The organism is Paenibacillus aceti (assembly GCF_003614185.1).
Lineage (GTDB): Bacteria > Bacillota > Bacilli > Paenibacillales > Paenibacillaceae > Fontibacillus > Fontibacillus aceti.
Genome location: NZ_KZ987724.1, coordinates 2,094,541 through 2,118,218 on the forward strand (window position 1 = coordinate 2,094,541; position 23,678 = coordinate 2,118,218).

General features: G+C 49.1%; 19 protein-coding genes and 1 CRISPR repeat array. Of the genes, 1 reads left to right on the forward strand and 18 read right to left on the reverse strand.

The features are described 5' to 3' along the window. Positions 1-120 precede the first annotated feature (120 nt). From BFJ94_RS09350 to BFJ94_RS09380, 7 genes are all read right to left on the reverse strand, one after another. Positions 121-828 carry a transglutaminase-like domain-containing protein gene (locus BFJ94_RS09350; RefSeq protein WP_120462422.1) on the reverse strand — a complete coding sequence of 236 codons (708 nt, stop codon included), beginning with the start codon at positions 826-828 and terminating at the stop codon, positions 121-123. Positions 829-872: 44 nt separating this feature from the next. Next, positions 873-1,688: an AraC family transcriptional regulator gene (locus BFJ94_RS09355; protein WP_229716819.1), complete on the reverse strand. Its 816-nt coding sequence runs from the start codon at positions 1,686-1,688 to the stop codon at positions 873-875. Positions 1,689-1,944: 256 nt separating this feature from the next. Continuing rightward, the gene (locus BFJ94_RS09360; protein ID WP_120462424.1) at positions 1,945-2,232 is read right to left on the reverse strand and encodes a stage VI sporulation protein F; all 288 of its coding nucleotides are present in this window, start codon (positions 2,230-2,232) and stop codon (positions 1,945-1,947) included. A 927-nt stretch (positions 2,233-3,159) separates the two neighbouring features. Next, on the reverse strand, positions 3,160-5,205 hold the full coding sequence (gene recG, locus BFJ94_RS09365; protein ID WP_120462425.1) for an ATP-dependent DNA helicase RecG: 2,046 nt from the start codon (positions 5,203-5,205) through the stop codon (positions 3,160-3,162). A gap of 151 nt (positions 5,206-5,356) precedes the next feature. Further along, a complete protein-coding gene (locus tag BFJ94_RS09370) occupies positions 5,357-6,226 on the reverse strand; it encodes a DegV family protein (RefSeq protein ID WP_120462426.1) in 870 nt (289 codons plus the stop codon). Positions 6,227-6,357: 131 nt separating this feature from the next. Then, positions 6,358-8,130: a DAK2 domain-containing protein gene (locus BFJ94_RS09375; protein WP_120462427.1), complete on the reverse strand. Its 1,773-nt coding sequence runs from the start codon at positions 8,128-8,130 to the stop codon at positions 6,358-6,360. Between the two features lie 15 nt (positions 8,131-8,145). Then, the gene (locus BFJ94_RS09380; protein ID WP_120462428.1) at positions 8,146-8,505 is read right to left on the reverse strand and encodes an Asp23/Gls24 family envelope stress response protein; all 360 of its coding nucleotides are present in this window, start codon (positions 8,503-8,505) and stop codon (positions 8,146-8,148) included. Between the two features lie 301 nt (positions 8,506-8,806). Here BFJ94_RS09380 and rpmB point away from each other — a divergent pair, with 301 nt between their 5' ends. Beyond that, on the forward strand, positions 8,807-8,995 hold the full coding sequence (gene rpmB / locus BFJ94_RS09385; protein ID WP_120462429.1) for a 50S ribosomal protein L28: 189 nt from the start codon (positions 8,807-8,809) through the stop codon (positions 8,993-8,995). A gap of 175 nt (positions 8,996-9,170) precedes the next feature. On the opposite strand, the gene spoVM is transcribed toward rpmB, so the two are convergent. From spoVM to def, 11 genes are all read right to left on the reverse strand, one after another. After that, entirely contained in the window at positions 9,171-9,251 is an 81-nt protein-coding gene (gene spoVM, locus BFJ94_RS09390) for a stage V sporulation protein SpoVM (RefSeq protein WP_036621610.1), read from the reverse strand. A gap of 207 nt (positions 9,252-9,458) precedes the next feature. Then, a complete protein-coding gene (gene rpe / locus BFJ94_RS09395) occupies positions 9,459-10,121 on the reverse strand; it encodes a ribulose-phosphate 3-epimerase (RefSeq protein ID WP_120462430.1) in 663 nt (220 codons plus the stop codon). A gap of 4 nt (positions 10,122-10,125) precedes the next feature. Beyond that, complete coding sequence (gene rsgA, locus BFJ94_RS09400) at positions 10,126-11,031, reverse strand: ribosome small subunit-dependent GTPase A (RefSeq protein WP_120462431.1); 906 nt, start codon at positions 11,029-11,031, stop codon at positions 10,126-10,128. Between the two features lie 61 nt (positions 11,032-11,092). Continuing rightward, positions 11,093-13,291 (reverse strand): Stk1 family PASTA domain-containing Ser/Thr kinase, encoded by a 2,199-nt coding sequence (pknB, locus tag BFJ94_RS09405; protein ID WP_120462432.1) that lies wholly within the window; start codon positions 13,289-13,291, stop codon positions 11,093-11,095. Further along, complete coding sequence (locus BFJ94_RS09410) at positions 13,288-14,061, reverse strand: Stp1/IreP family PP2C-type Ser/Thr phosphatase (protein WP_120462433.1); 774 nt, start codon at positions 14,059-14,061, stop codon at positions 13,288-13,290. Before BFJ94_RS09410 ends, pknB begins: the two co-directional genes overlap by 4 nt. Positions 14,062-14,067: 6 nt before the next feature. Then, the gene (gene rlmN / locus BFJ94_RS09415; protein ID WP_120462434.1) at positions 14,068-15,114 is read right to left on the reverse strand and encodes a dual-specificity RNA methyltransferase RlmN; all 1,047 of its coding nucleotides are present in this window, start codon (positions 15,112-15,114) and stop codon (positions 14,068-14,070) included. 178 nt (positions 15,115-15,292) lie between these two features. Then, positions 15,293-15,520, reverse strand: a complete 228-nt coding sequence (locus BFJ94_RS09420; protein WP_162944223.1) for a hypothetical protein — start codon at positions 15,518-15,520, stop codon at positions 15,293-15,295. 20 nt (positions 15,521-15,540) lie between these two features. After that, positions 15,541-15,939 carry a VOC family protein gene (locus BFJ94_RS09425; RefSeq protein ID WP_120462436.1) on the reverse strand — a complete coding sequence of 133 codons (399 nt, stop codon included), beginning with the start codon at positions 15,937-15,939 and terminating at the stop codon, positions 15,541-15,543. A 224-nt stretch (positions 15,940-16,163) separates the two neighbouring features. Further along, positions 16,164-19,471: direct repeats of the CRISPR family, unit length 32 nt; unit sequence CTTTCAATCCACGCATCCACGTAGGATGCGAC. 998 nt (positions 19,472-20,469) lie between these two features. Beyond that, positions 20,470-21,945: a 16S rRNA (cytosine(967)-C(5))-methyltransferase RsmB gene (gene rsmB, locus BFJ94_RS09430; RefSeq protein WP_120462437.1), complete on the reverse strand. Its 1,476-nt coding sequence runs from the start codon at positions 21,943-21,945 to the stop codon at positions 20,470-20,472. After that, the gene (gene fmt, locus BFJ94_RS09435) at positions 21,942-22,880 is read right to left on the reverse strand and encodes a methionyl-tRNA formyltransferase (protein WP_120462438.1); all 939 of its coding nucleotides are present in this window, start codon (positions 22,878-22,880) and stop codon (positions 21,942-21,944) included. Before fmt ends, rsmB begins: the two co-directional genes overlap by 4 nt. 7 nt (positions 22,881-22,887) lie before the next feature. Next, a complete protein-coding gene (gene def, locus BFJ94_RS09440; protein ID WP_120462439.1) occupies positions 22,888-23,370 on the reverse strand; it encodes a peptide deformylase in 483 nt (160 codons plus the stop codon). Positions 23,371-23,678: the final 308 nt, after the last annotated feature.

Here is a 23,678-nt window from a genome sequence, read left to right on the forward strand (position 1 = left end):
CTTTTTTGACCTACTATCATGTCAATATAAAAATACAGCAATTTCTGTAAAAAAGCAAGCCGGAGAGGTAAGATGATGAAGCCCCATTTCCATAAAAAAGAGGTCGCCTGTTGAACCAGGCTAACCCCTTATCCCTCCCCTGCGGATCACGTCCGTCTGCCGATTAATCCGTTTGCGGAGCAGATTTAACAAGAATTTTTTTACAGTGCCCTTAACATTGTTATGCTTGGCGAAGAATTCATCAGGATGGTCGAAATACCCTAAATCCTCGGTGATCGAGAAGCTCTGAATATAGGTGCTCTCACCGCGCCAGCATAGATTGATGCTCCCCTTATCCTTAATGGCGATTCCGTAGCCGATATACCCTCCATTATAGCTACAGAGTCTATCCTGCACCTGCTTGAGATAAGGGTCATCGATAATGACCCCCTCCAGAGCGACCCATTTCCCTTCGAACCATACTTCTGTCCACGCATGAACGATATTCGCAGGGGCAAAGGTATAGACGATACCGGTAAGCGCGCCCTTTTGCATTTTTTTATCGATATAAAAACCATGAATTCGGCACGGAATCCTCGTGCCCCGCAGCAGCGCCATCAACAGAATGCTCTTCGTGTTACATTGCCCGTAGCCGTCAGCAAGCACCTCCGATGCAGCGATATCATCGCCGCGGTTGTATCCGAATTTGATCTGATTTCTTACGTAATCGTAGATTTGACGGATTTTTTCGTAGTCGCTAAGCTTCTTCCAGCCCTTCTCCGCAATGAGCTGCTGAATCGATGGATGGTTATAGTCGACTAACGCTGTCGCTTGCAGGAATGCTTCCATGATCATCACCCCTTTTGCTTATAAGTATAAGGTAGAGGGGAGCGTTACACTTTCAAAAATCTGCTATTCTGCACGATCACACGCGCGGGCATGCCCAGCTTATCTCGGACGGTTCTGGAGAAATGCGAGGAACTGCTGAAGCCAGCCTCCATCGCCGCCTCGGTCATCGACACCCCATTGAAGATCGCCTGGAACGCCGTTCTTAATTTATGATGCACGATGTAGCTTGCGAGGGATGTACCTACCTTTTGTTTGAAAATATGAGATAATCGGCTCTCTGAAATATACAGATGCTGACTGAGCGCTCTCACGGTTAGTTCATGGGGCGGAAATCTCTCAATAGCAAGCAATACGTCACCAATGCGGTCATCCTCCGGGTCGGGCTCCAACTCATGCTCCTGTTCCTGCAGCCGTAGAATTCGCATAAACTGGCTCATGCTCTGATTGTAATTATCCTGGCTAAATACCGAATATAATTGCTGAGTAGCAAGCTGTCGAAGTTGATCGACCTGATCTTGTCCGAATAAAAAGACATTTGAATCCTGCAGGTACATCCGCTTCACTCGCTCACCCAAGCTGGATTCAGGATTGATCAGCATATACCATTGCCACTGCTGGTTGCCCTGCAATTGATGGATGATGCTGGATTGAAGAATAAGGCCCGGAGCTTGTATGGGTCGGTCTTCTAGTGCAATACACACTGGTTGCTCCAATCCTACGGTAAACTGTATGTAGTAATGGCTGTGATCGGCGGCATCTACCTTGTTCGTCAGAAAAGAGATATGGTCCTCGCTAAAATACAATATAAGCTCATAGGGGGTACCCATCATGTGCAATTCCGGCCTCTCCTTCTCGTCCATAGAGTAAATTATCCATATAAGTGCTCATTGGTTCGAATTATACCGATCGACCACTATGAAGTAAAGCCTGTACTAAAAGCGGAATATGCAGGTGTGAGTGTCACAGTTAAATGGCCTGGGTGCTCATTAAATATGCAGTACCTCGTTCGGTGAAGGGCGGCGGTGGAGATACCCGTAATACGAAAAAAGGTGAAGGCTCTTTATGCAAGAACCCTCACTTTTTGTTCATAGACTATGCTGAGGCTGCGGAAAACCGCTATCGGAACATGCCCCACAGTTTAATCAGGTGAAATGTATTGCGTGGATCAATCTTCTGAGCTATGACAAAATGTACGATCTGCTCCTCCTGTACCCCCGTCAAGCGCTCATTCAGAATACCTGCTGCCGATTTCACCAGTCGGCGTACCTTCGAGCGATCCTGCAAATCCGATTTCGTTAAACCATCGACCAGAGCCTTGATCCGCTCTTTCGTCGCCGGATTTTTCATTTTATGCTTCACCCGCTCCACCAGCTGTGGGCTAATGCCAAACTGTTGGTAACTCAAACGCTCATTGCACCTCCCTCATTCACACCTACTCTCTAGATATATGATGGGAGGCCTGTACAAGTGTCTCGAAAAATGAATTAAGGACGCAGGCATTCGTTTATTCGTGCATATGGCGAAGGTTTTGGCTCGAACCCGTGCGCTAGTACATCCCCCGCCCCGCCCGCTAGTCCCTCTAGTACTGATAGTTCCGCTAGTACCTACCTAGTGTCGTACTAATCCTGTGCTTGGAAAGGACCCGTACCTCAGAAAAAGCCGCGCACCTCGAAATAAGCCTGCAATTTTGCAGAAATTTAGCCCATATTTCGGCCTGTGAGGATAATTCCTGCGAAAATCAGGCTACTGAAAACGCATTGAGAAGCCCTTCCGAGCTCTAACGAAACTCCATATCGCTATTTCCCCGAAATCAGCCCCCATTCAAATCTAACGAAACACCATATCGTTATTCGGGTAAAAATCCGCCTTTTCGCCCCATATCTGCCCCAATAACGATCCCCAGTTTCGTTAGATTCTGAAATGGCTCCTTTTGACGCAAATAGCGATCCCCAGTTTCGTTACAAAGTTAGGGCAGCTTAGATCAGCCTCTGTCTCGCGTTCTCCAAGTCATATCTTCATCAACAACCTGCATATTTGGAAAACCTGCATCGCTCTCCCGGCCACCACCATCGTAAAAACATATATTAAAATAGGCCAACCCGAAATCTCTGGCTGACCTAATAGGAGATCCTGAATATTTGCAGCTTTGGAGCGGGCAGTGGTGGCGGTGGGCGGAGCTCAGCAAGCTTACGGAGCTTGCAAGGCTACACGGCCTGCGAGTACACGGCCTGCAGGGTGCATGGCCTGCGGGGCGCACGGCCTGCGAGTGCACGGCCCGCGGGGTACACGGCCCGCAGGCCGTGCACCGATCGATTGCCCCCCGGCGGGGGGTCAATCGATCACTTCGCCCTGCAGCACCTGCTCCCGCTGCAGGTAGCCGCGCAGCGGCCCATACGCAGGCGAGGTCCAGAAGGCCTCGCCTGCGACCAGCCGGGCGGCGTCGTCACGCGCCGCCTCGAGCACCGCGAAATCGCTGACCATGTCCGCGATTCGGAATTCCGGCACGCCGCTCTGCTTCGTGCCGAAGAAATCCCCGGGACCGCGCAGCTCCAGGTCCCGGCGCGCCACTTCGAAGCCGTCGTCCGTCTCGGTCAGGACCTTCATTCGCTCCTGACCTACCTCCGTCTTCGGATCGGCGATGAGCACGCAGTAGGATGCGTGCTCCCCCCGCCCCACGCGGCCCCGCAGCTGATGCAGCTGCGACAGGCCAAAACGGTCGGCGTCCATGATGATCATCAGCGTAGCATTAGGCACATCCACGCCGACCTCTACAACCGTGGTCGACACGAGTAGTTGCACCTCGTTCGCATAGAACGCCCGCATGACCTCATCCTTCTCGCCCGGGGTCATTCTGCCATGCAGCAATCCGACACGAAAATCCGGAAACGCCTGCTGCATCGACACATACAGATCAATCGCATTCTGAACGTCCAGCTTCTCCGATTCCTCAATCAGCGGCGTAATCAAATAAGCCTGTCTGCCCTGCATTATTTCACGGGAAATAAAACCGAGCACGCGGTCCATCATCTCATGCTTCACCCAATAGGTCGAAATCGGCTTGCGGCCCTTCGGACGCTCCGAGAGCGTGGAGACATCCATATCGCCGAAGGCGGTGATCGCCAGCGTTCGCGGAATCGGCGTGGCCGTCATCGTCAACACATCGGGATTGAACCCTTTTCTCCGCAGAACACTACGCTGATTCACCCCAAAACGATGCTGCTCATCCGTAACTACGATGCTGAGCGAACGGAAGAACACGTCCTCCTGAATCAGGGCATGGGTACCGATAATAACATCGGTCAAGCCCATTTGCAGCGAGGCGAGCAGATCCTTGCGCTTACGGCCCGTCACACTCCCGGTTAATAAGCCTGCCGAAATACCGAACGGCTCGAACATCGCCGCCAACGAACGGGCATGCTGCTCAGCCAAAATTTCAGTCGGCACCATGAACGCCCCTTGATGCCCTGACTTCACCGCAGCAAACAGCGCGATCGCAGCAATGACGGTCTTCCCGGAGCCAACATCACCTTGCAGCAGCCGATTCATGCAATAAGGAGAGCGCATATCCTGCAGGATCTCCAGCTCTACCTTCTTCTGCGCATCTGTCAGCTCAAACGGAAGGCTGCGCACAAATTCCCGGATCGCAGAATTCTCAACGACATGGGCCACCCCATCCATCCGCTCATGATTAATCGCGCGGTAAGCCTGCAGCTTCAGCTGGAATAGGAATAACTCTTCATATACCATGCGGCGACGAGCCTGCTGCCCTTCGGCCTGATCCTGTGGCAGATGAATCCGTTGGATCGCCCGCTTCCTGGACATCAGATTATAATGCTTCAACAGCTCCTCAGGCAGAATTTCGGGAATCAATTCCCCGTATTGCTGCAAGGCCTGCTTGATCGTCTTGCGCATCCAGCTCTGCGTTATTTTGCCGCCAACCGAATAGACCGGCTGAACCGTACCGCTTCGCTGCACCCCTTTATCCGGGAACTCTGAATCTGATACCGTGAGTTGATTACGCCTCAGATCCCATTTCCCGGTCAATATAATCTCCCGACCAGCCACCAGCTGGTCGCGCAGGAAATGACGATTGAACCATGTCGCTGTGAACATCCACTCCTCGGCCACCATTTTGCAGGTCATTCTTGATTTGCGCCCATAACGCTGCAGAACAGGAACACCCATAATTTTGGCCTGAACCGTAATTTTGTCGCCGTCCTTGACCTCTGTCAGCGATTTAAGCCGATAATCTTCATAACGGAACGGGTAATATTCAATTAGATCATTCACCGTAAAGATGCCAAAGGCGTGAAGCTCTCCTGCCTTGAGAGCACTCACGCCGCTGACTTGTCTAACGGGGATTTCATGCAAATCCATCTGTTTCAAACCCCTTATTTTAAGTACATATTCAAAAAGTCAGCTTTTCATCATTCCAAGCAAAGCTTAACGATGTGTGTCCTCTAAGCAGCCTCAGCTCAGACTAAGGTGCTGCTTCATGATCAAAGGCGGACTTTTTAAAACGACTTCTTTAAGCAGGCCATACGAATATAGCCACGGTACCAGGTCCCACATGCGTCCCGACTACAGAACCGATGCTGTTACGGACGATCTCATGCAGGGTAAAATGCTCTGACAACAATTGAATAATCTCTTCCGCTCCTTCAGGATTCACACAATCGCATACAGCGACGTTCAGATCCTTGTGGTTCGGAAAATCATTCCTGAACAGTTCAATCACGCGGGATACCGCCTTCTTGCGGCCCCTAACCTTATCTACCGAATAGATAATGCCTTCATGGTCTACAGACAGAATCGGCTTGATGTTCAACAGTGTGCCAAGAATGGCCGCCGCTTTGCCGATCCGACCACCTTTCTGCAAATATTCCAATGTATCGACCAGAAAATAAAGCCGGCGCCCCTGTCCGAGACGCTCTAACTCCGTGCGAATCTGCTCAACGGAAGCCCCTTGCTTCGCCAGTCTTGCCGCATGCACGACCAGCATGCCAAAGCCGTAGCTGGCGCAGAGCGAGTCAATCACCGTGATATTCACCGGCTCCGCCGAATCCTCCTCGACCATCGACTTGGCCAGCAGAGCGGATTGATAGGTGCCGCTCATCCCCGAAGAAAGATGTATCGAGACGATAGGAGAACCGGGGTACTGCTTCATTAGATTCTGATATACCTCGACGTACTGAGCAGGCGAGGTCTGCGAAGTCGTCGGCAGATCCTTGGACTTCGCCAGCCTGTCATAGAACTCTTCTACCGTGATGTCGATTCCTTCCAAGAAAGACTCATCCCCAAAGGCAAGCCGCATCGGTATTATATGAATACCGTATTCAGCAACCAGCGCTGCAGGAACATCGCCCGTACTGTCTGCTACAATAACGATCTGACTCATAGGTATCTTCACCCTTTCATCATTCCTCTTTTGCAAGAGGTTGTTCAAAAAGCTCATTCCTGATTACGCAGTGAATCACGGAGTAACTCGGTACTGAAAACCAAACTTTTTGAACTCAAACTATTAGACGATCAGGATTCAACCGAGAATAAATAATAATAGATCGGTTGTCCGCCATCATGAGTCTCTACTTCGACATCTGGATAAGTCTCATTGAGCCAGTTCACCAAAGACTCGGTAGTCTCCTTGGCAGCGTCCTCTCCAATTAAAATAGTAACGATCTCATCTCCGCCAACCAGCATTTTGGTCAGCAGCGCCTGACTTGTCTCAAGCAAATGTTCTTCCGTAGCCACGATCTTGGAATTCTCGATCCCGATATAATGGCCTGCCTTGATTTGCAGATCATCGAACATCGTATCGCGAATCGCATAGGTAACTTGTCCAGTTTTGACATGGGATACCGCGTTCAGCATATTCTCCGTATTAACCTCTGCGCTCTCATCTTCCTGGAAAGCAAAGGCAGCAGCAATCCCCTGCGGGATACTCTTGCTCGGGATTACCGTTACGCTTCGCTCGTCCTCCAGTAAATCACGAGCCTGCTGAGCGGCAAGCACGATATTCGAATTGTTCGGCAGCACGAATACATGCTGTGCAGAGATCGAATGGATCGCCTTCACGAAATCCTCCGTGCTTGGATTCATCGTCTGCCCACCGGACAGAACTACATCCACGCCGAGGCTCTTGAAAATATCAGCAATCCCTTGGCCGGAGGCTACAGCGATAAATCCATAAGGAGCCAGCTCATCCGCTGGAAGCTCAGCCGGATCTTCAGAGCGCGCCGGTTCAGCCGGGATATCAGCGAACAGTTCCGGCATCGGAGCGGCGTCCAGTCCGGTCGACAGCAATTCACGATGCTGTTCACGCATATTCAGAATATGAATCTGTGTAATCTCCCCATATCTCAGCGCCAGATTTAACACTTCACCCGGTGCTTTGGAATGCACATGAACCTTAACAATTTCATCATCTGCGATAACGATAATCGAGTCTCCATTCACTGATAACGCTTTCCGGAATTGATCCTCATCAAAATTCGCATGCGGTACGCCGCCTAAAGTACGATTTATGAAAAATTCCATATCATACAGAAATTCAATATCCTCAGTAATCAGCTTGGCCTGAGCGGAGACATCATGATGATCCTCTATATGAGGCACTGCGATCGCAGAGACGGCCCCTGTAGGAACCTGTGCTGGCTGTGCAGGCATCGAATCGAGCGGTTTGACTTTCCCCGTCAATTGCTCTACGAAGCCTTCGTAAATATAGACGAGCCCTTGGCCGCCGGAATCGACAACTCCGACCTGCTTCAATACAGGCAATTGCTCCGGTGTATTCGCCAGAGCCTCCTTGGCCTTAGCTAATACATCCGTCATCAAATCTACGATATCTGTAGTGCGTCTGGCCTGATGAACCGCATGTTTGGCAGCTTCCTTCGCTACCGTAAGGATCGTGCCCTCTACCGGCTTCACAACCGCCTTATAAGCGGTGTCGACCCCGCTCTGCAGAGCGGCAGCGAACTGCATAGCATTCAGCTCTTCATACGAAGCAGAATAGCGGGCGAAGCCGCGGAATAATTGGGACAGAATAACGCCAGAGTTCCCTCTGGCCCCCATCAGCAATCCCTTCGACAGCGTATTTGCCCGGCTGCCAAGCCCGCCCGATCCGTTATTATTCAATTCGGCCACTCCGGCCGTCATCGTTAGATTCATATTCGTTCCGGTGTCTCCATCAGGAACCGGAAAGACATTCAGGGAGTTAACATGCTCGGCATGATCTCCTAATCGCTTCGCCCCGGCTAGTACCATGGCTGTAAAATCTGTTCCGTTAATAGAACGCTTACTCAATGAGAATTCCCCTTCCTAGCTTGATACACGAACGCCTTGAACTACAACGTTGACCTGGGCCACCTCGAGTCCAACGACTTCATTTAATACGTATTTTACTTTTCGCTGTATGTTGTAGGCAACCTCGGAAATTTTCGTACCATAACTGACTATGATATAAAGATGAATTGCCAATCGCTTATTATCGTGTCTCACTTCCACACCTCGGGCTAAATTCTCACGCCCCAGCAATTCAGCAATGCCGTCCTTGAATTGTTTCCGGCTTGCCATCCCTACCAGTCCATAACATTCCATGGCGGCCGATCCGGCGATCACAGCTACTGTTTCCTCCGAAATATCGATTCTTCCATATTCGGTCTCCAGTTGTATAGTCACGCCTACGCTCACTCCTCCCTTGAAATTATTATGGGCTAAACCATATTGTACTATAAGAACAAAGATAAATAAATAAACAAAGCGCAACAAGCACACTATAGAAATAAAGTTTGTCGATCGGTTGACGGACGTTTTTTTACTGTGATATTATATGTAAGTATTGTTTTATGCGGTTTCCTATACATTTATAGGTTTACAAGAAGGAAATCGACCGGCTTATGCCGGCTTGAACAATAACTGTTAACTTCAATAATAAACTGTTATTTTCAAGACAGGTGTATTGGAACAGGAGGTGTAATGAATGTCTCGCAAATGCTATGTAACTGGCAAGAAACCAAGCAGCGGTAACCATGTATCCCACGCAAACAATCGCAATCGTCGTTCTTGGGGCGTAAACGTGCAAAAAGTCCGGATCTTGGTAGACGGTAAACCAAAGCGCGTATACGTCAGCACTCGGGCTTTGAAATCCGGTAAAGTGACTCGCGCATAATGGTGAGAATAAGCATATAGACAAAAAGCACCTTTTCTTAAATAGAGGTGCTTTTTTCGTATTCTTCCGCCGCTTTTCTGCAACCATGAAAACAGCTATTCGCCACAAACCGCGTGATGGAAGGCAGGATTTGCGTAGCGCCGTAATCCATGGTAGCGGCAGCAGTTGTCACTGCTTAGTTTTTGTGAAAAGTATTCAATACGGCCTTAACGAATCCTCCCAAAAACTTAGGCAGCTTGAATGTATAAAATTTCATCGTTCACCCTCCCCATCATTCTCATGCCCTCAACCATATTGTATGTTCTGCACCCTTTTCCTGTGTATTCCCCGTCAACAAAAAAAGGCCACATGAGAACCCGCTCATGTAACCCATTGTATGCGCCTTAGTGAATCACTATGCCAATCAGACAAGACGAAGCCATGCAAATATCCTGCTAACGTGCAAACTTTACTAGCAGGCCTACTATTGTAAACTGCTGCGAATCTCTTGAATAGCCTCGCTCCGGTCACTGCGGCCGAATACCGCATTGCCCGCTACCAGCACATCCGCTCCTGCCTCCACGACAAGCGGCGCCGTAGCTGCCGAAATTCCACCATCTACCTCGATTCGAAGCTGCTTCAGTCCCAGCTCTTCCCGCAATTCCTTCAATTCCTTGATCTTCCGCAGCGTTGACGGAATGAAGGCCTGTCCTCCGAAACCCGGGTTCACCGTCATGACGAGCACCAGATCTACATCCTCCAGCACCTCGCGAATGGCAGATACCGGAGTCGCCGGATTGATCGCTACGCCGGCCTTAACCCCATGCTCCTTGATCAGATGCACAACGCGATGCAGATGGATGCAAGCCTCCTGATGCACTGTAATGAGATGTGCTCCCGCCTGAGCAAAGGCCGGAATATACTGTTCGGGATTCTCGATCATCAGATGGACATCCAGTGGCAGCTTGGTCAGAGGGGCAATCGCTCCCATCACCGCTGCTCCGAATGTAATATTAGGGACGAAATGACCGTCCATGACATCGACATGAAGCCAATCGGCGCCACTACGCTCTACCTCGACCACTTCTTCACCTAACTTGGCAAAATCAGCTGACAATATAGACGGTGCAATATAGATGTCGTTCATGAAGTCAATACCTCCGTTTTTTCTCTTTCATTTCCTCATAAAATTGTACGTAGTGCTCATAGCGCCCTGCCGCAATAGTCCCCTCATCAAGCGCTTGCCTTACCTTACAGCCAGGCTCATGAAGATGGGTGCAGCCTCGGAATTTGCATCCTTCCGCGAAATCGCGGAACTCACGGAAGCAGGTGGAGAGCTCCTCGACTCCAAGTTCCAGGAAATCAAGCTGGCTAAAGCCAGGAGTATCCGCCACATATCCGCCATTCTCAAGTTCGATCAGTTCCACATGACGAGTCGTATGTCTGCCGCGGCCCAGCTTCATGCTGATCTCGCTCGTCTCCAGCGACAAACCGGGGAACATCGCGTTCAGCAGTGTCGATTTGCCGACCCCGGATTGACCGGATAACACACTGATCTCCCCAGCCAGCCGCGACTTCACCGCTCCCGTTCCTTTTCCAGTAATTGAACTGGTAATGAATACTTCGTATCCAATCTGTTCATATAGCCGGGCTACTTGCGCTGTGATGCTGGCCGCATCCTCTTCCTCGGCTTCGAGCAAGTCCTCTTTGGTCAGACAGATCAACGCTTGCAGCCCCGCATGTTCGATATGTACCAGGAACTTGTCCAGAAGCTGCAAATTCAGATCCGGCTCTTTCAGAGAGAAGAGCAGAACTGCCAGCCTGGCGTTGGCGATCGGCGGACGAATCAATTCTGTCGTACGCGGCAGAATCTCATCCACCATCCCCTCGCCATTCTCGGTCGGGCTATACATTACCCGATCTCCAACTAGAGGTGTTATTCCCTTTTTCTTAAAAATACCGCGTCCCCGGCACTGGACAATCTCATCCAACGCCGGGTCAGCAGGTTTCACATAGTAATATCCGCTTAGCGCCTTAACGATCAAGCCTTTAGGCATTCTTGGCAGGCCTCGCTTTCATATCTGTCTCTTGTATCGATTCAAGCTCTGCTGTTTATTTTTAACGATGTCTGGATCCTCTCATCTTGCTATTATCCAATTTCCCGTTAGCTAATTTCCCGGTATATTTAGAGGAATCTGACAGATTCGATCTAACTGAGCTATCATTCAACCCGGTATCAGGAACACCCTGATCAGCATCCCCGTTGCCGTTATTGCCATCGTTAGAGTCCGTATTTGAATCATCCGGGTTCGGATTCGTTACAGGCATCGACGGTACCGGTACCGTCCCCTGCTTGGCGTCAATATACGAGATCGTGTAGTTCGTTAATGCCCCATCACAGTACACATTGACAAAGCCGTCCTTGTTCGGCGCCAGTACCAAATCTACCGACATATATTGCGGCTTGGAAATTGTCCTTGTGTCCCCTTCCCGATTCTCACCGCGGGCATCCGCGTAGATGATGCGAATCTTGCTCTTCTCACCATCCGTTGCCGGAACTACCGGGAACTCGAAGGTATACTCTATCGCTTCCGGCGGATATCCTGAGCTGACGAATATCGTAACATCGGAGTTTGGCGCTACATCATGGCCTTCAGGAAATGGCCACTGCTCCATAACTTCGCCCGCTTTAACCTCATAGCTCGATTTCTGCTTAATTCCATCCTTGGCGAGCTTCAGTCCCGCCCCCTCGATTGCCTTCAGCGCTTCGTCCTGAGTTAATCCGGTTAGCTTAGGCATCTTGATATTTTCCGGCCCCTTGCTCACCTTCAGGGTGATCTCAACCTTCTCTGGATCAAACGAAGAATTAGCGGCTGGATCTTGCGAGATGATTCTCTCTGCTTCCACCTCATTGGAGGGTTCATCAACCCTTTTAATCTTGTCCCGTGACACCCCGAGCTGCACTAGCTGATCCACAGCAACGTCATAGGTAATATTCGAATCCGTCAGCAATGGCATTTTCGCCAGCTCTTTCTCAATGCTTACCGTTAAATCAATCGTTGAACCCTTTTTCACCAAGGTTCCCTCAGGCTTGCTCTGATCGTAGACGATTCCTTCATCCACGCCTTCTTTGTATTTCTGGATAATCTCGCCGACAACAATGCCCACGTTAGAGAATTCCTCTGTCGCCTCTTCAATAGATTTATTAATGACATTTGGTACTGTAACCTCAGGCACTGTGACGAGCTTATTCACATACCAAGCGATACCCAGCATCGCGACCAGAACAATCAGTGTAATACCAACCCACATTTTAACTTTGCTGCTTGACGGCTTCTGACTCGCTTTCTTTTTCTGCCGTTCATCCGAGCCTTGATCATCACGGGACAGCTTCGAGCCCCCGCCAGACTGTCTGCCCTGAGGCTTAATGGCTGGAACGATGCGAGTGCTATCCTCATCATCATCCTCGGCAAAAATAAGCTTGGACTCCGTCCTCCGCTCCGGTAGCAGGCTAGTCTCCAGATCACGCCGCATTTCCTTGGCAGATTCATATCTTTCCCCTGGATTCTTGCGCATAGATTTCAATATAATATTCTCTACGCTCTGAGGAATCATCGGATTCACGGAACGCGGCTCATCAAAATGCTCCTGCAGATGCTTCAGCGCAACGCTGATCGGGCTTTCTCCCAGGAATGGAAGACGTCCGGTTAGCATCTGATAGAGTACGATCCCGAGGGAATATAAATCGGACTTCTCACCGGTGGCCACTCCTTTGGCGTGTTCAGGCGAGAAATAATGCACCGACCCGACGACCGAGCCTGTCTGCGTAATCGTGGTTGAGGTCACAGCCCGCGCGATCCCAAAATCCGTTACCTTAACCCAGCCATTCCGGCCGATCAATATGTTATGCGGCTTAATATCGCGATGAATAATATGATTCATATGCGCATGATCCAAAGCATCGGCAATCTGCGAAGCGATCCGAACCGCCTCATCCACCTGCAGTGGGGCACGCTCTTTAATAATTTCATTCAGGTTACGGCCTTCAATATATTCCATCACAATATAATGCACATCGCCCTCTTGTCCTACATCATAGACGCTGACGATATTCGGATGTGATAGAGATGCAGCTGATTGTGCTTCACGGCGAAAGCGGCGAATGAATTCCTCATCATTCACAAATTGCTGACGCAGGACCTTGATAGCCACATTGCGGTTTAGCAGAATATCCTGTGCCCGGTATACGAGGGCCATTCCTCCCCCGCCAATTCGTTCAATAATTTGGTAACGACCACCTAGCTCGTGACCGATCATAAATTCCACCCCTTTGCGCTTGACTCAGACTCATCATGATATTCCAATAATGCGACAGTAATATTGTCATCGCCCCCCGCATCCAGGGCAAATTGAAGTAACTGATTCGCACGATGGTCAAGAGGAAGCTCACTGGCTTCAAGCGTATGAATCATTTGTTCCGGGGTTACATAATTGCTGAGACCATCACTGCAGAGCAGCAATATATCCCCTTCATCCAATGTCACCGGATACATGTCGGCGGCAACCTGCTCATCTGTCCCCAATGCCCGGGTAACGATATTCCGATGCGGATGCACATTCGCTTCCTGCTCACTGATCTGATTACTCTTAAGCAGTTCATTAACTAACGAATGATCCTCAGTAATCTGAGCAATATCGCTTTTTCGGAATTGATACACTCTGCTGTCGCCGATATGGCCAATTACCCCTATCCGTTCCTGCAGGAGGACGGCTACGACCGTAGTGCCCATGTTGTAATATTCCACATGCTCCTTCGCCTCGCGAAATACGATTTCATTCGCATGCAGAATCGCCCGCTGCAATTCATCTCCGAACTCCTGCGGAGAGAGACCAGCAGGCAAGGACCGCAAATCCTGAACAATCGTCTCGACTGTCAGACGGCTGGCTGTATCTCCAGCTCGATGTCCTCCCATACCATCAGCAACGATAGCAAGCGTATATCCTTGTTCCAGACCTGCCACCCAACTGCTGTCTTCATTTACAGAGCGAACTCGCCCTACATCACTTACATAAGCCGTTTTTATCAAAACTTATCACCTCGTACCAGACTGCATATGTTTGGCCCGCAGTTGTCCACAAGCCGCCGCAATATCATGTCCTTGCTCCCGGCGAATCGTCACATTGATGCCCTTATCCGCCAATGCGCGCTGAAACTGAAAAATATCGTTTCTTGAGGTTCTAACATACTTGCGTTCCGGAACATGGTTCACCGGAATCAGATTTACATGGCAGAGCATATCCTTGAGGACCTCCGCCAGTTCTTCCGCATGCTCCACCTGGTCATTAACCCCGCCAATCAGAGCGTATTCAAACGTTACCCGACGTCCAGTCTTGGCGATATAATATCGCAGCGCCTCAATAACATCGGCAAACGGAAACCGCCGGTTGACAGGCATTAGCTTGGAGCGAAGCGCATCATTCGGAGCGTGAATCGAAATCGCCAGATTGATCTGAGTATCCTCATCAGCAAATTTATATATATTGGGAACGATACCGCTCGTTGATACAGTAATATGCCGTTGTCCAATGTTCAAGCCCTTCTCATGAATCATAATTCGCAAAAATTTCATCGTTGCCTCATAATTCTCGAAAGGTTCACCTGTGCCCATGATCACAATGCTGCTGACGCGCTCGCCACGGTCATCAAGAATCTTCTGTGCTTGAACGACCTGAGCAACGATCTCGCCTGGAGTAAGATTACGCTTGAGCCCGCCCAAGGTAGACGCGCAGAACGTACAACCGACTCTGCAACCGACCTGCGTAGTAACACAGACACTGTTACCATAGTTATGCTTCATGATGACCGTCTCGATCGCATGATCATCATGCAGACCGAACAGGAATTTGACCGTCCCATCCTTGGATTCGAACTTCGTAATTTCCTTCAAAGTGACGAAAGAGAACTGTTCGTCCAATTTTTGACGGAGCGTCTTAGACAAATTGGTCATCTCATCAAAAGAGTTTACGCGCTTCACATAAAGCCAGTCAAATATTTGCGCACCGCGAAAGGCAGGCTCCCCTTGCTCAACCACCCATTGCTGGAGCTCTTCCAAAGTAAGATCATATATAAAAGGTTTCATCTTCACACACCTATTCTTATAGTATCAATTACACCATCATACTCATTCCACCTATTTTAGCATAAAATATAATAACACTAAAGAGGAAGCCCTTGACAAGGCTTAACGTCTTAAAAAGATAGGACCAGGCCCTCATAAAACAGCTATTGCCCGGCATTAATCTTCAGATTGCTAAAAGCTAATGAGTCACCATCGATTGAAAACCATCTTGGCTCGATTGGTCCGGATGGTAGAATACCACACCCCCGTCTAGTAATGCAAAATTACGTCCCTGCAGGTCTGTTAATCCTGCGCCGCGTCGGAAGCCCTTCATTTGCTGCCAATGGTCCATCAGCGGAGCATGGATATACGGTAGATGCGACTTGTCCATCTGTCCTGCACGGAACTTCTCCATATTAAAAATCACGACAATATACCCCAATTATATTATTTCTCTTTAGTTCCAAGAATCATCCTTATACGTTCTCGTTCTTCGTATTTATCCAGATACTCAAAAAATCCAAGACGATTTCCCCAAAGATCTGTAAAAGTCCCCCATTTAACTGGAACCTCTGGTCTTGAGTAAATTTCAAAATCATCGATCTCTAACACTTCAACAAGTCTAACTTTTTCAGCTTCAATATTCGTTGTTCCAAAACGTAATGGTCCATTGCCTTCAGTAGGCATTCCTTCTGCAATCTGTAACCAACATCCGGGAACCAGTTCCCACTCCGCAAAGCCTTCATGTGGTATAACATCAGGCTTTCTATTTAAAAGTGCCTCATACCATTTCTGCCCCTCTTCAATGTTTGATACCCGAACTTGAGTGGTCATTTCAAAAATCATTGCTATCCCCCTCCAGAATAAGTATGTTCTACTATTTTCTCATATAAACAGTAACTCCAATCCCTTATGTATACAAAAAAGCACACCCCTATTATCGCTTCACAATAGTAGAAGTGTGCTTCACCAAATTCCAGTATATAACATTTATAGATGTCTAGCAAAGGATGGCTTTAATCCACGTAGGATGCGACATTAAATCGTCCAGAGAGCGAAACTGGTTTGCCATTTCAATCCACGCATCCGCGTAGGATGCGACGCTCCAGCTATAAAGCTGATAGCCAGGGCTGGAACCTTTCAATCCACGCATCCACGTAGGATGCGACTACATACCCGATTCATTTCCATCCGTCTCCCCTATCTTTCAATCCACGCATCCACGTAGGATGCGACGACTTACATACTTCGGTTTCTGATCTGAATCTACTTTCAATCCACGCATCCACGTAGGATGCGACGACATTCCGTATTATGACAACGAAATTATCGAGCACTTTCAATCCACGCATCCACGTAGGATGCGACCGTGTTGCCCGCGAAGACATCGTATTGATCGAGCTTTCAATCCACGCATCCACGTAGGATGCGACGGTACAACGTCGGGACCACGATGACCCTCGCAAAGACTTTCAATCCACGCATCCACGTAGGATGCGACGATCTTTTTTATTATGTTTTACGGAGTCATTGCTTTTGCTTTCAATCCACGCATCCACGTAGGATGCGACCCGTAATCGTCTGGGCAGTGCGTCGGTGAAAATGCTTTCAATCCACGCATCCACGTAGGATGCGACGAGCGCAGTATACTAAAAAGGTTAAACGGTTCACTTTCAATCCACGCATCCACGTAGGATGCGACAAATAACTTATCGGCAAGACGGTTGGTGGATACATCTTTCAATCCACGCATCCACGTAGGATGCGACCTGATCCATCGTATTTTATTCCCCGCAATGATAAAGCTTTCAATCCACGCATCCACGTAGGATGCGACCAGGGGAGGAAAACGGTGTGTATGGCTAAAAAAACTTTCAATCCACGCATCCACGTAGGATGCGACGTAATGCTGGCTGCCAAAAAACATTTAACCTAGAACTTTCAATCCACGCATCCACGTAGGATGCGACGTATTTTCCGAGTACCACGCGGCATCCTTGCGTCTTTCAATCCACGCATCCACGTAGGATGCGACATGAACAGGGCGATGACGTTTTAAACGGTGTTCATGCACTTTCAATCCACGCATCCACGTAGGATGCGACTCGGAAATTAAGACGAAGGTATATTGTCATCCATCTTTCAATCCACGCATCCACGTAGGATGCGACCTTAGCCGCTAGTTGCGGGAAAGTATCGCTGCCTCTTTCAATCCACGCATCCACGTAGGATGCGACGATTCGATCAAGACGTTACACTGTCTAGACTACATCTTTCAATCCACGCATCCACGTAGGATGCGACTGCCAGCTGCGATTGAGCCAAACATAGGTTTAAACTTTCAATCCACGCATCCACGTAGGATGCGACCTCAAAGCTCAGGAATACTTGAGCAAAGGGTACACTTTCAATCCACGCATCCACGTAGGATGCGACGAATAGGTATTCGCCAGAATCGACATCCTTATCACTTTCAATCCACGCATCCACGTAGGATGCGACTGTCAGTCAGCTCACGGATAAACCCGTCAGCGCGGCCTTTCAATCCACGCATCCACGTAGGATGCGACGGCCAGCTGCCTGGTATCCATCGCCAAAGTCATCCACTTTCAATCCACGCATCCACGTAGGATGCGACTGTCGCTGTGCTGACTGATTGCATAGCAGCTCCAAACTTTCAATCCACGCATCCACGTAGGATGCGACTACGACGTGCGCCCTTTTCAAGTTGTTCATTAAACTTTCAATCCACGCATCCACGTAGGATGCGACAGTAGCAGCGACCGGGATTTCTTTGGACATATTGCCTTTCAATCCACGCATCCACGTAGGATGCGACGAGATCACCATCTATGCCAGCCTTGTCTACGTAAAGGCTTTCAATCCACGCATCCACGTAGGATGCGACTGGTCATGATGACGATCAAGGAGATCGAAAAAAGCTTTCAATCCACGCATCCACGTAGGATGCGACGAGGTTGGTTTTATGACGAACCAGTTGAGGAGGTACTTTCAATCCACGCATCCACGTAGGATGCGACGGATCGCCGGATGGATCGCTAGAAGCTCTAGTATCTTTCAATCCACGCATCCACGTAGGATGCGACGCTAACGGATAACGAAAGAGACTGCTACAAAATCTTTCAATCCACGCATCCACGTAGGATGCGACGAAATGATCATTCTGGAGAGACCGGTTCATTTCAACTTTCAATCCACGCATCCACGTAGGATGCGACGCCTGAAATGGCTCTCTAAGCGATTTTATGCATTAGAGCTTTCAATCCACGCATCCACGTAGGATGCGACGGCGCATGAAGGTGATGCTAAACCAACAGCAACTTCTTTCAATCCACGCATCCACGTAGGATGCGACCAGTCTGTGAACAAAACAGTATGCATTCACAACATCTTTCAATCCACGCATCCACGTAGGATGCGACAAAGGACCTGACATATGCCGTAAATAAGGACGGACTTTCAATCCACGCATCCACGTAGGATGCGACGACTGGCAAGCAGAGACGCTAATGGATATTGCTGACTTTCAATCCACGCATCCACGTAGGATGCGACAGTTCCAAAAATACAATGCAGCATCCACTTTCACACTTTCAATCCACGCATCCACGTAGGATGCGACATCAAATATGTTTGTCTCTCCCGTTTCCTTGTTACTTTCAATCCACGCATCCACGTAGGATGCGACCGGATTGGGATTACGAAAACGGACGACCAAAAACCTTTCAATCCACGCATCCACGTAGGATGCGACTTGACTGCCCGGATTACACCTTCGAAGACCTTTTCGCTTTCAATCCACGCATCCACGTAGGATGCGACTATTATGAGGATCATGACCGTTTCATGGAAAGTCTTTCAATCCACGCATCCACGTAGGATGCGACGGGAGACTTTGGGGCTGATCTCGTTATTTCTAAAAACGGCTTTCAATCCACGCATCCACGTAGGATGCGACGTAAGGTGCTGTCATCTTTGCGTTAGCGTGTATCCTTTCAATCCACGCATCCACGTAGGATGCGACATGATTTCTCGTCGTGGTCTGGGCGCCATTTTTGGGCTTTCAATCCACGCATCCACGTAGGATGCGACGCGGAGGCAAACGAATAATTATGTACAGGGTAGAGCTTTCAATCCACGCATCCACGTAGGATGCGACTAGCAGGCATTTTGTCACGACCAATTGAAAAGGACTTTCAATCCACGCATCCACGTAGGATGCGACAACGCGCTTTATTGCTATCACCGTTTGGATCACACTTTCAATCCACGCATCCACGTAGGATGCGACTGGTTCTTTTCCCTCCCTCTGCAGCCGGTGATGTCTTTCAATCCACGCATCCACGTAGGATGCGACTCCGAAATTAGGGCGGATAAGCCCAGAAATCGGTACTTTCTTACTGAAATAAAAATATTGATAGTTTGAAAATATTCTTTATTTTCCATTTATGGATAAAAGCCAAGAGATTCTTGGTGCGAATCCCCCGGGGATTTCATGTTCGCTTGGGGTTCGCACCAATCAACGTTACAGTCTATATTACGTCCTTTGCTCTTATTTTAGCAAAATTTCCTCTTGAAATCCGAAAAATCTGCTGTCAGATGCCTATGAATTTTATCAGCCATCTCTAACGAAACGTCATGTCGCTATTCGCGTTCAAAAGGGCTGTTTCTAATTTTAATGAAACTGGGGATCGCTATTGGAGCTAGTTTGGGGACTAAAGTCGAGATTTCCAGCGAATAACGATATGGTGTTTCGTTAAAATTTTTTTACCGCTGTTTTTGGGAAAATAGCGATCTGTAGTTTCGTCAGAGGTTCGGGGAACGATGGTTGATCCAAATGATTGGTTCAAACGTTGCAAAATTCCGCTAAGAAGAGCTCCGTAATTGCAGAAAGTACAGTTAAACCCGCAGCAATCAGTATGAAAGCAGATTTTAATGCAGAACATGCAGTTAGAATAGCAGAGTCCCCCCAATTTACAGAAATGAGCTAGTTTAAGTGTACTAAATACATTAGTAAAAGAAATTTACCTGCTACTTGAGACTTTAAATGTATATATTGCAATTACCCGATCATTAATCCATCTAACATGCCAAGAATGGCAGCTATGATTGGGCACATTCGAACACTAACAACTTACAGTGAACTAACATGAACTAACTACAACTAACTACAATATTCAACCAATCCGCTCAATTCTCCTCTATTTTAACCGATTAACAATGGAAATGGTCTCGATCCAACTAGTTCAATAATGCATGGTCACAAAAAAGCACACCTCTACATCGCATAACTTTAAAGTAGAAGTGTGCCTCATTCATCCAACGCATGGTAACGCTGACATGACCAATCATTATTTACTTAGTTTGATCACTGGTCTTCTTCACAAGGCGGGCAATGTAAAAGCCATCGGAGTGAAAGTCCTGCGGCAAGATTTGCAGGCCCGTCTTCTCTCTGACATTTGCCTCCCTTAAGTTATCCCCGTCTTCCGGGAGATCATCAGCAAGGGAGAACTCTGGATGTCGCTGCAGGAAGGCTTCCACCATCCCGGCATTCTCGCTTCGCTCGATCGTACAGGTACTATAGACGAGAACCCCGCCCGGCTTGAGCAGCCCGCATACCGCATCCAACAGAGCATGTTGAATCGCGTTAATCTCTGAAATATCCCCAGGGGTTTTCGACCATTTTAAATCTGGTTTGCGACGGATAACCCCCAGACCAGAACAAGGCGCATCCAGCAAAATACGATCGAACGACTCTGGAGCAAAATGCTCAGACAATGTGACAGCATCGCTGGTCATGGTCTCCACAATCTGAAGACCCAGACGCTGAGTCTGGTCTGCGATCAGCTTCGCTTTATGTGGATGGATGTCATTGGCAATCACTTGGCCACGCCCCTCCAGCCTCTCAGCGATATGGCAGGTCTTGCCTCCAGGAGCCGCGCAGCAATCCAGCACCTTCATCCCAGGGTGAGCATTGACCGCCGCACCAACGAGCATCGAGCTCTCATCCTGAATGGAGATCAGCCCCTTGCTATACCATTCAGTCAGCGCCATGTTACCGCCGCTCTGCACCAGAATGCCGTCCGTCGTTACAGGAGAGGGAGTAGCCTCCAGCCCCTGACCTTGCATAATTCCCAGCATTTCCTCCCGGCTGATCTTCGACCGATTCACTCGGACGCTGACCGAAGGCGGTTCATTGTTCGACCGACATATGGCTTCAGCCACAGCTTCACCATACTGCTCAATCCAACGTGCGACCAGCCACTCCGGATGGGAATACGCTAGCGATATCCGGGCTGCCGCTGGCAAATCACTAGGCAGGATCAATTCCTCTTTGCGGCGGAGCACATTGCGAAGCACCCCGTTCACCATTCCAGAGATGCCTTGATGACCCCGCCGTTTCGCGATGTTTACCGCTTCATTCACTGCCGCATGAGCAGGGATTCGATCGAGATAATATAATTGGTAGAAGCTTAGCCGCAGTAAATTTCTGACCCACGGCTGCAGCTTGGCCAAGCCCTTGCTTACGAAAGACTCCAGGAAGTAGTCAATTGTATTTAAGCGGGATATCGTACCGTACACCAGTTCAGTAGCCAGTCCCGCATCCGGGCCGCTCAATCCAGACTTCTGCAGTGCTCCGTTAAGCAGCAGATTGCTATATGCCCCTTCCTGCTCAACAGCGGTCAGCACATCCAGTGCAGTATCCCGCGCCGTAGGGTGCGTCTTCTTGCCTCTTTGTCCTGCGTTCGCACCTCTACCCGCTCCTGCCTTATCCCCTTGTCGTCCCTTGCTGCTGCCAGCCTGACTGGAACTACCTTTCTTGTCACTCATGACAATACCGTACCTTTCTTCATCACGCCGCCGCGAATAAATTCGGAAGCTTCCATTGCTTTTTTGCCGGCGGGCTGCACGCGAGTCAGCCAAACCGACCCATCGCCAGTCTTCACTTCGATCCCTTGCGCGGACAGGTCAAGCACCGTTCCAGGAGCCACATCAGAGCTCGAAGCCGAACCAGATGGCTTGGCTATAGACCATATTTTGAACACTTCATCATTCCACAGTGTAAATGCACCCGAGAAAGGAACTAACCCTCTAACCCGATTAAAAATATCCCGGGAAGAAGCCGTCCAATCGATCCGTTCATCCTCGCGCGATAAGTTAGGAGCATACGAAGCCTCCGCATCATTCTGCGGAATCCGTTTGGCGGTGCCGTTCAGAATCAGCGGCAGCTGCTCCATCAGCAGCTTTGCCCCAGCTACGCTTAATTTCTCGAACATCGTTCCTGAATTGTCTTCATCCTCAATCGGAACTACTACTTTCTCAATCATATCGCCCGTATCCAGGCCTTCAGCCATATACATCAGCGTGACACCCGTTTCCTTCTCGCCGTTGATGATCGAACGCTGGATCGGCGCTCCACCGCGATAAGTTGGCAGCAGGGATCCATGCACATTCAAGCAGCCAAGCTTCGGCAGATCAAGCACCGCCTTCGGCAAGATCTGTCCGTAGGCCGCGGTTACAATGAGATCCGGACACAGCGCAGCCAGTTCCTCCACAGCTTCCGGCGCGCGCATCTTCTGCGGCTGCAGCACAGGTAGCCCATGACGTAAAGCCGCTTCCTTTACAGGAGTCGGGGTTAGTATTCTTTTTCGCCCTTGCGGACGATCCGGTTGTGTTATTACACCTACTACTTTATAGCCTCCTGCAAGCAACGCCTCCAGAGATGGTACGGCAAAAGCGGGCGTGCCCATAAATACGATATTCACCCTATACTCACACCTTTTCTTCACCCTCAGGGGTAATTTCATATACTCTTTCTGCAACATCCGTATATAGAACACCATTCAGATGGTCAATTTCATGCTGAAAAGCTCTTGCCAGCAGATCCGTTCCTGTATAAGTAACTTCATTACCGTTGCGGTCGAGACCTTTTACAGTTACCTTCTGGGCACGACGCACATCACCGCGCAGCCCCTGAATGCTCAGGCAGCCCTCGGCTCCGAATTGCTCTCCTTCCTTGCTGACAATCTCAGGGTTGATCAATTCAATCAAGCCATGCTCATCCCCAACATCCACCACGATGGCACGCTTAAGAATGCCAACCTGGGGAGCCGCAAGTCCGACTCCTTCGGCGTCATACATTGTATCCGCCATATCTGTAAGCAATTTTTTCACGTTAGGGGTTATTTTCTTGATCTCTTTTGCTACCTGATGCAGCACTTCGTCCGGTTCTTGGACGATAATCCGCAACGCCATACTTCACACCATCCTTTTATAGAGGTAATTCAAAAAACCCACTTTTGATCACGAAGTAAATCAAGGGAGCATATTCGACTTCGAATCTTCTTTCAATTGGTAATTCAATAATTTCACTTTGGAGCTCGAACCAAACCAAGGAGCGTTCTCGACATAGAATCTTGAATTCAGCCGGATCCTCTGGCGCTCTAACGAAACTCCATATCGTTATTGCCACGAAATCAGCACCCATGTAAATCTAACGAAACACCATATCGTTATATGAGTGAAAACCCGTCATTTAGTCGCTTTTTGGGCCCAATAGCGAT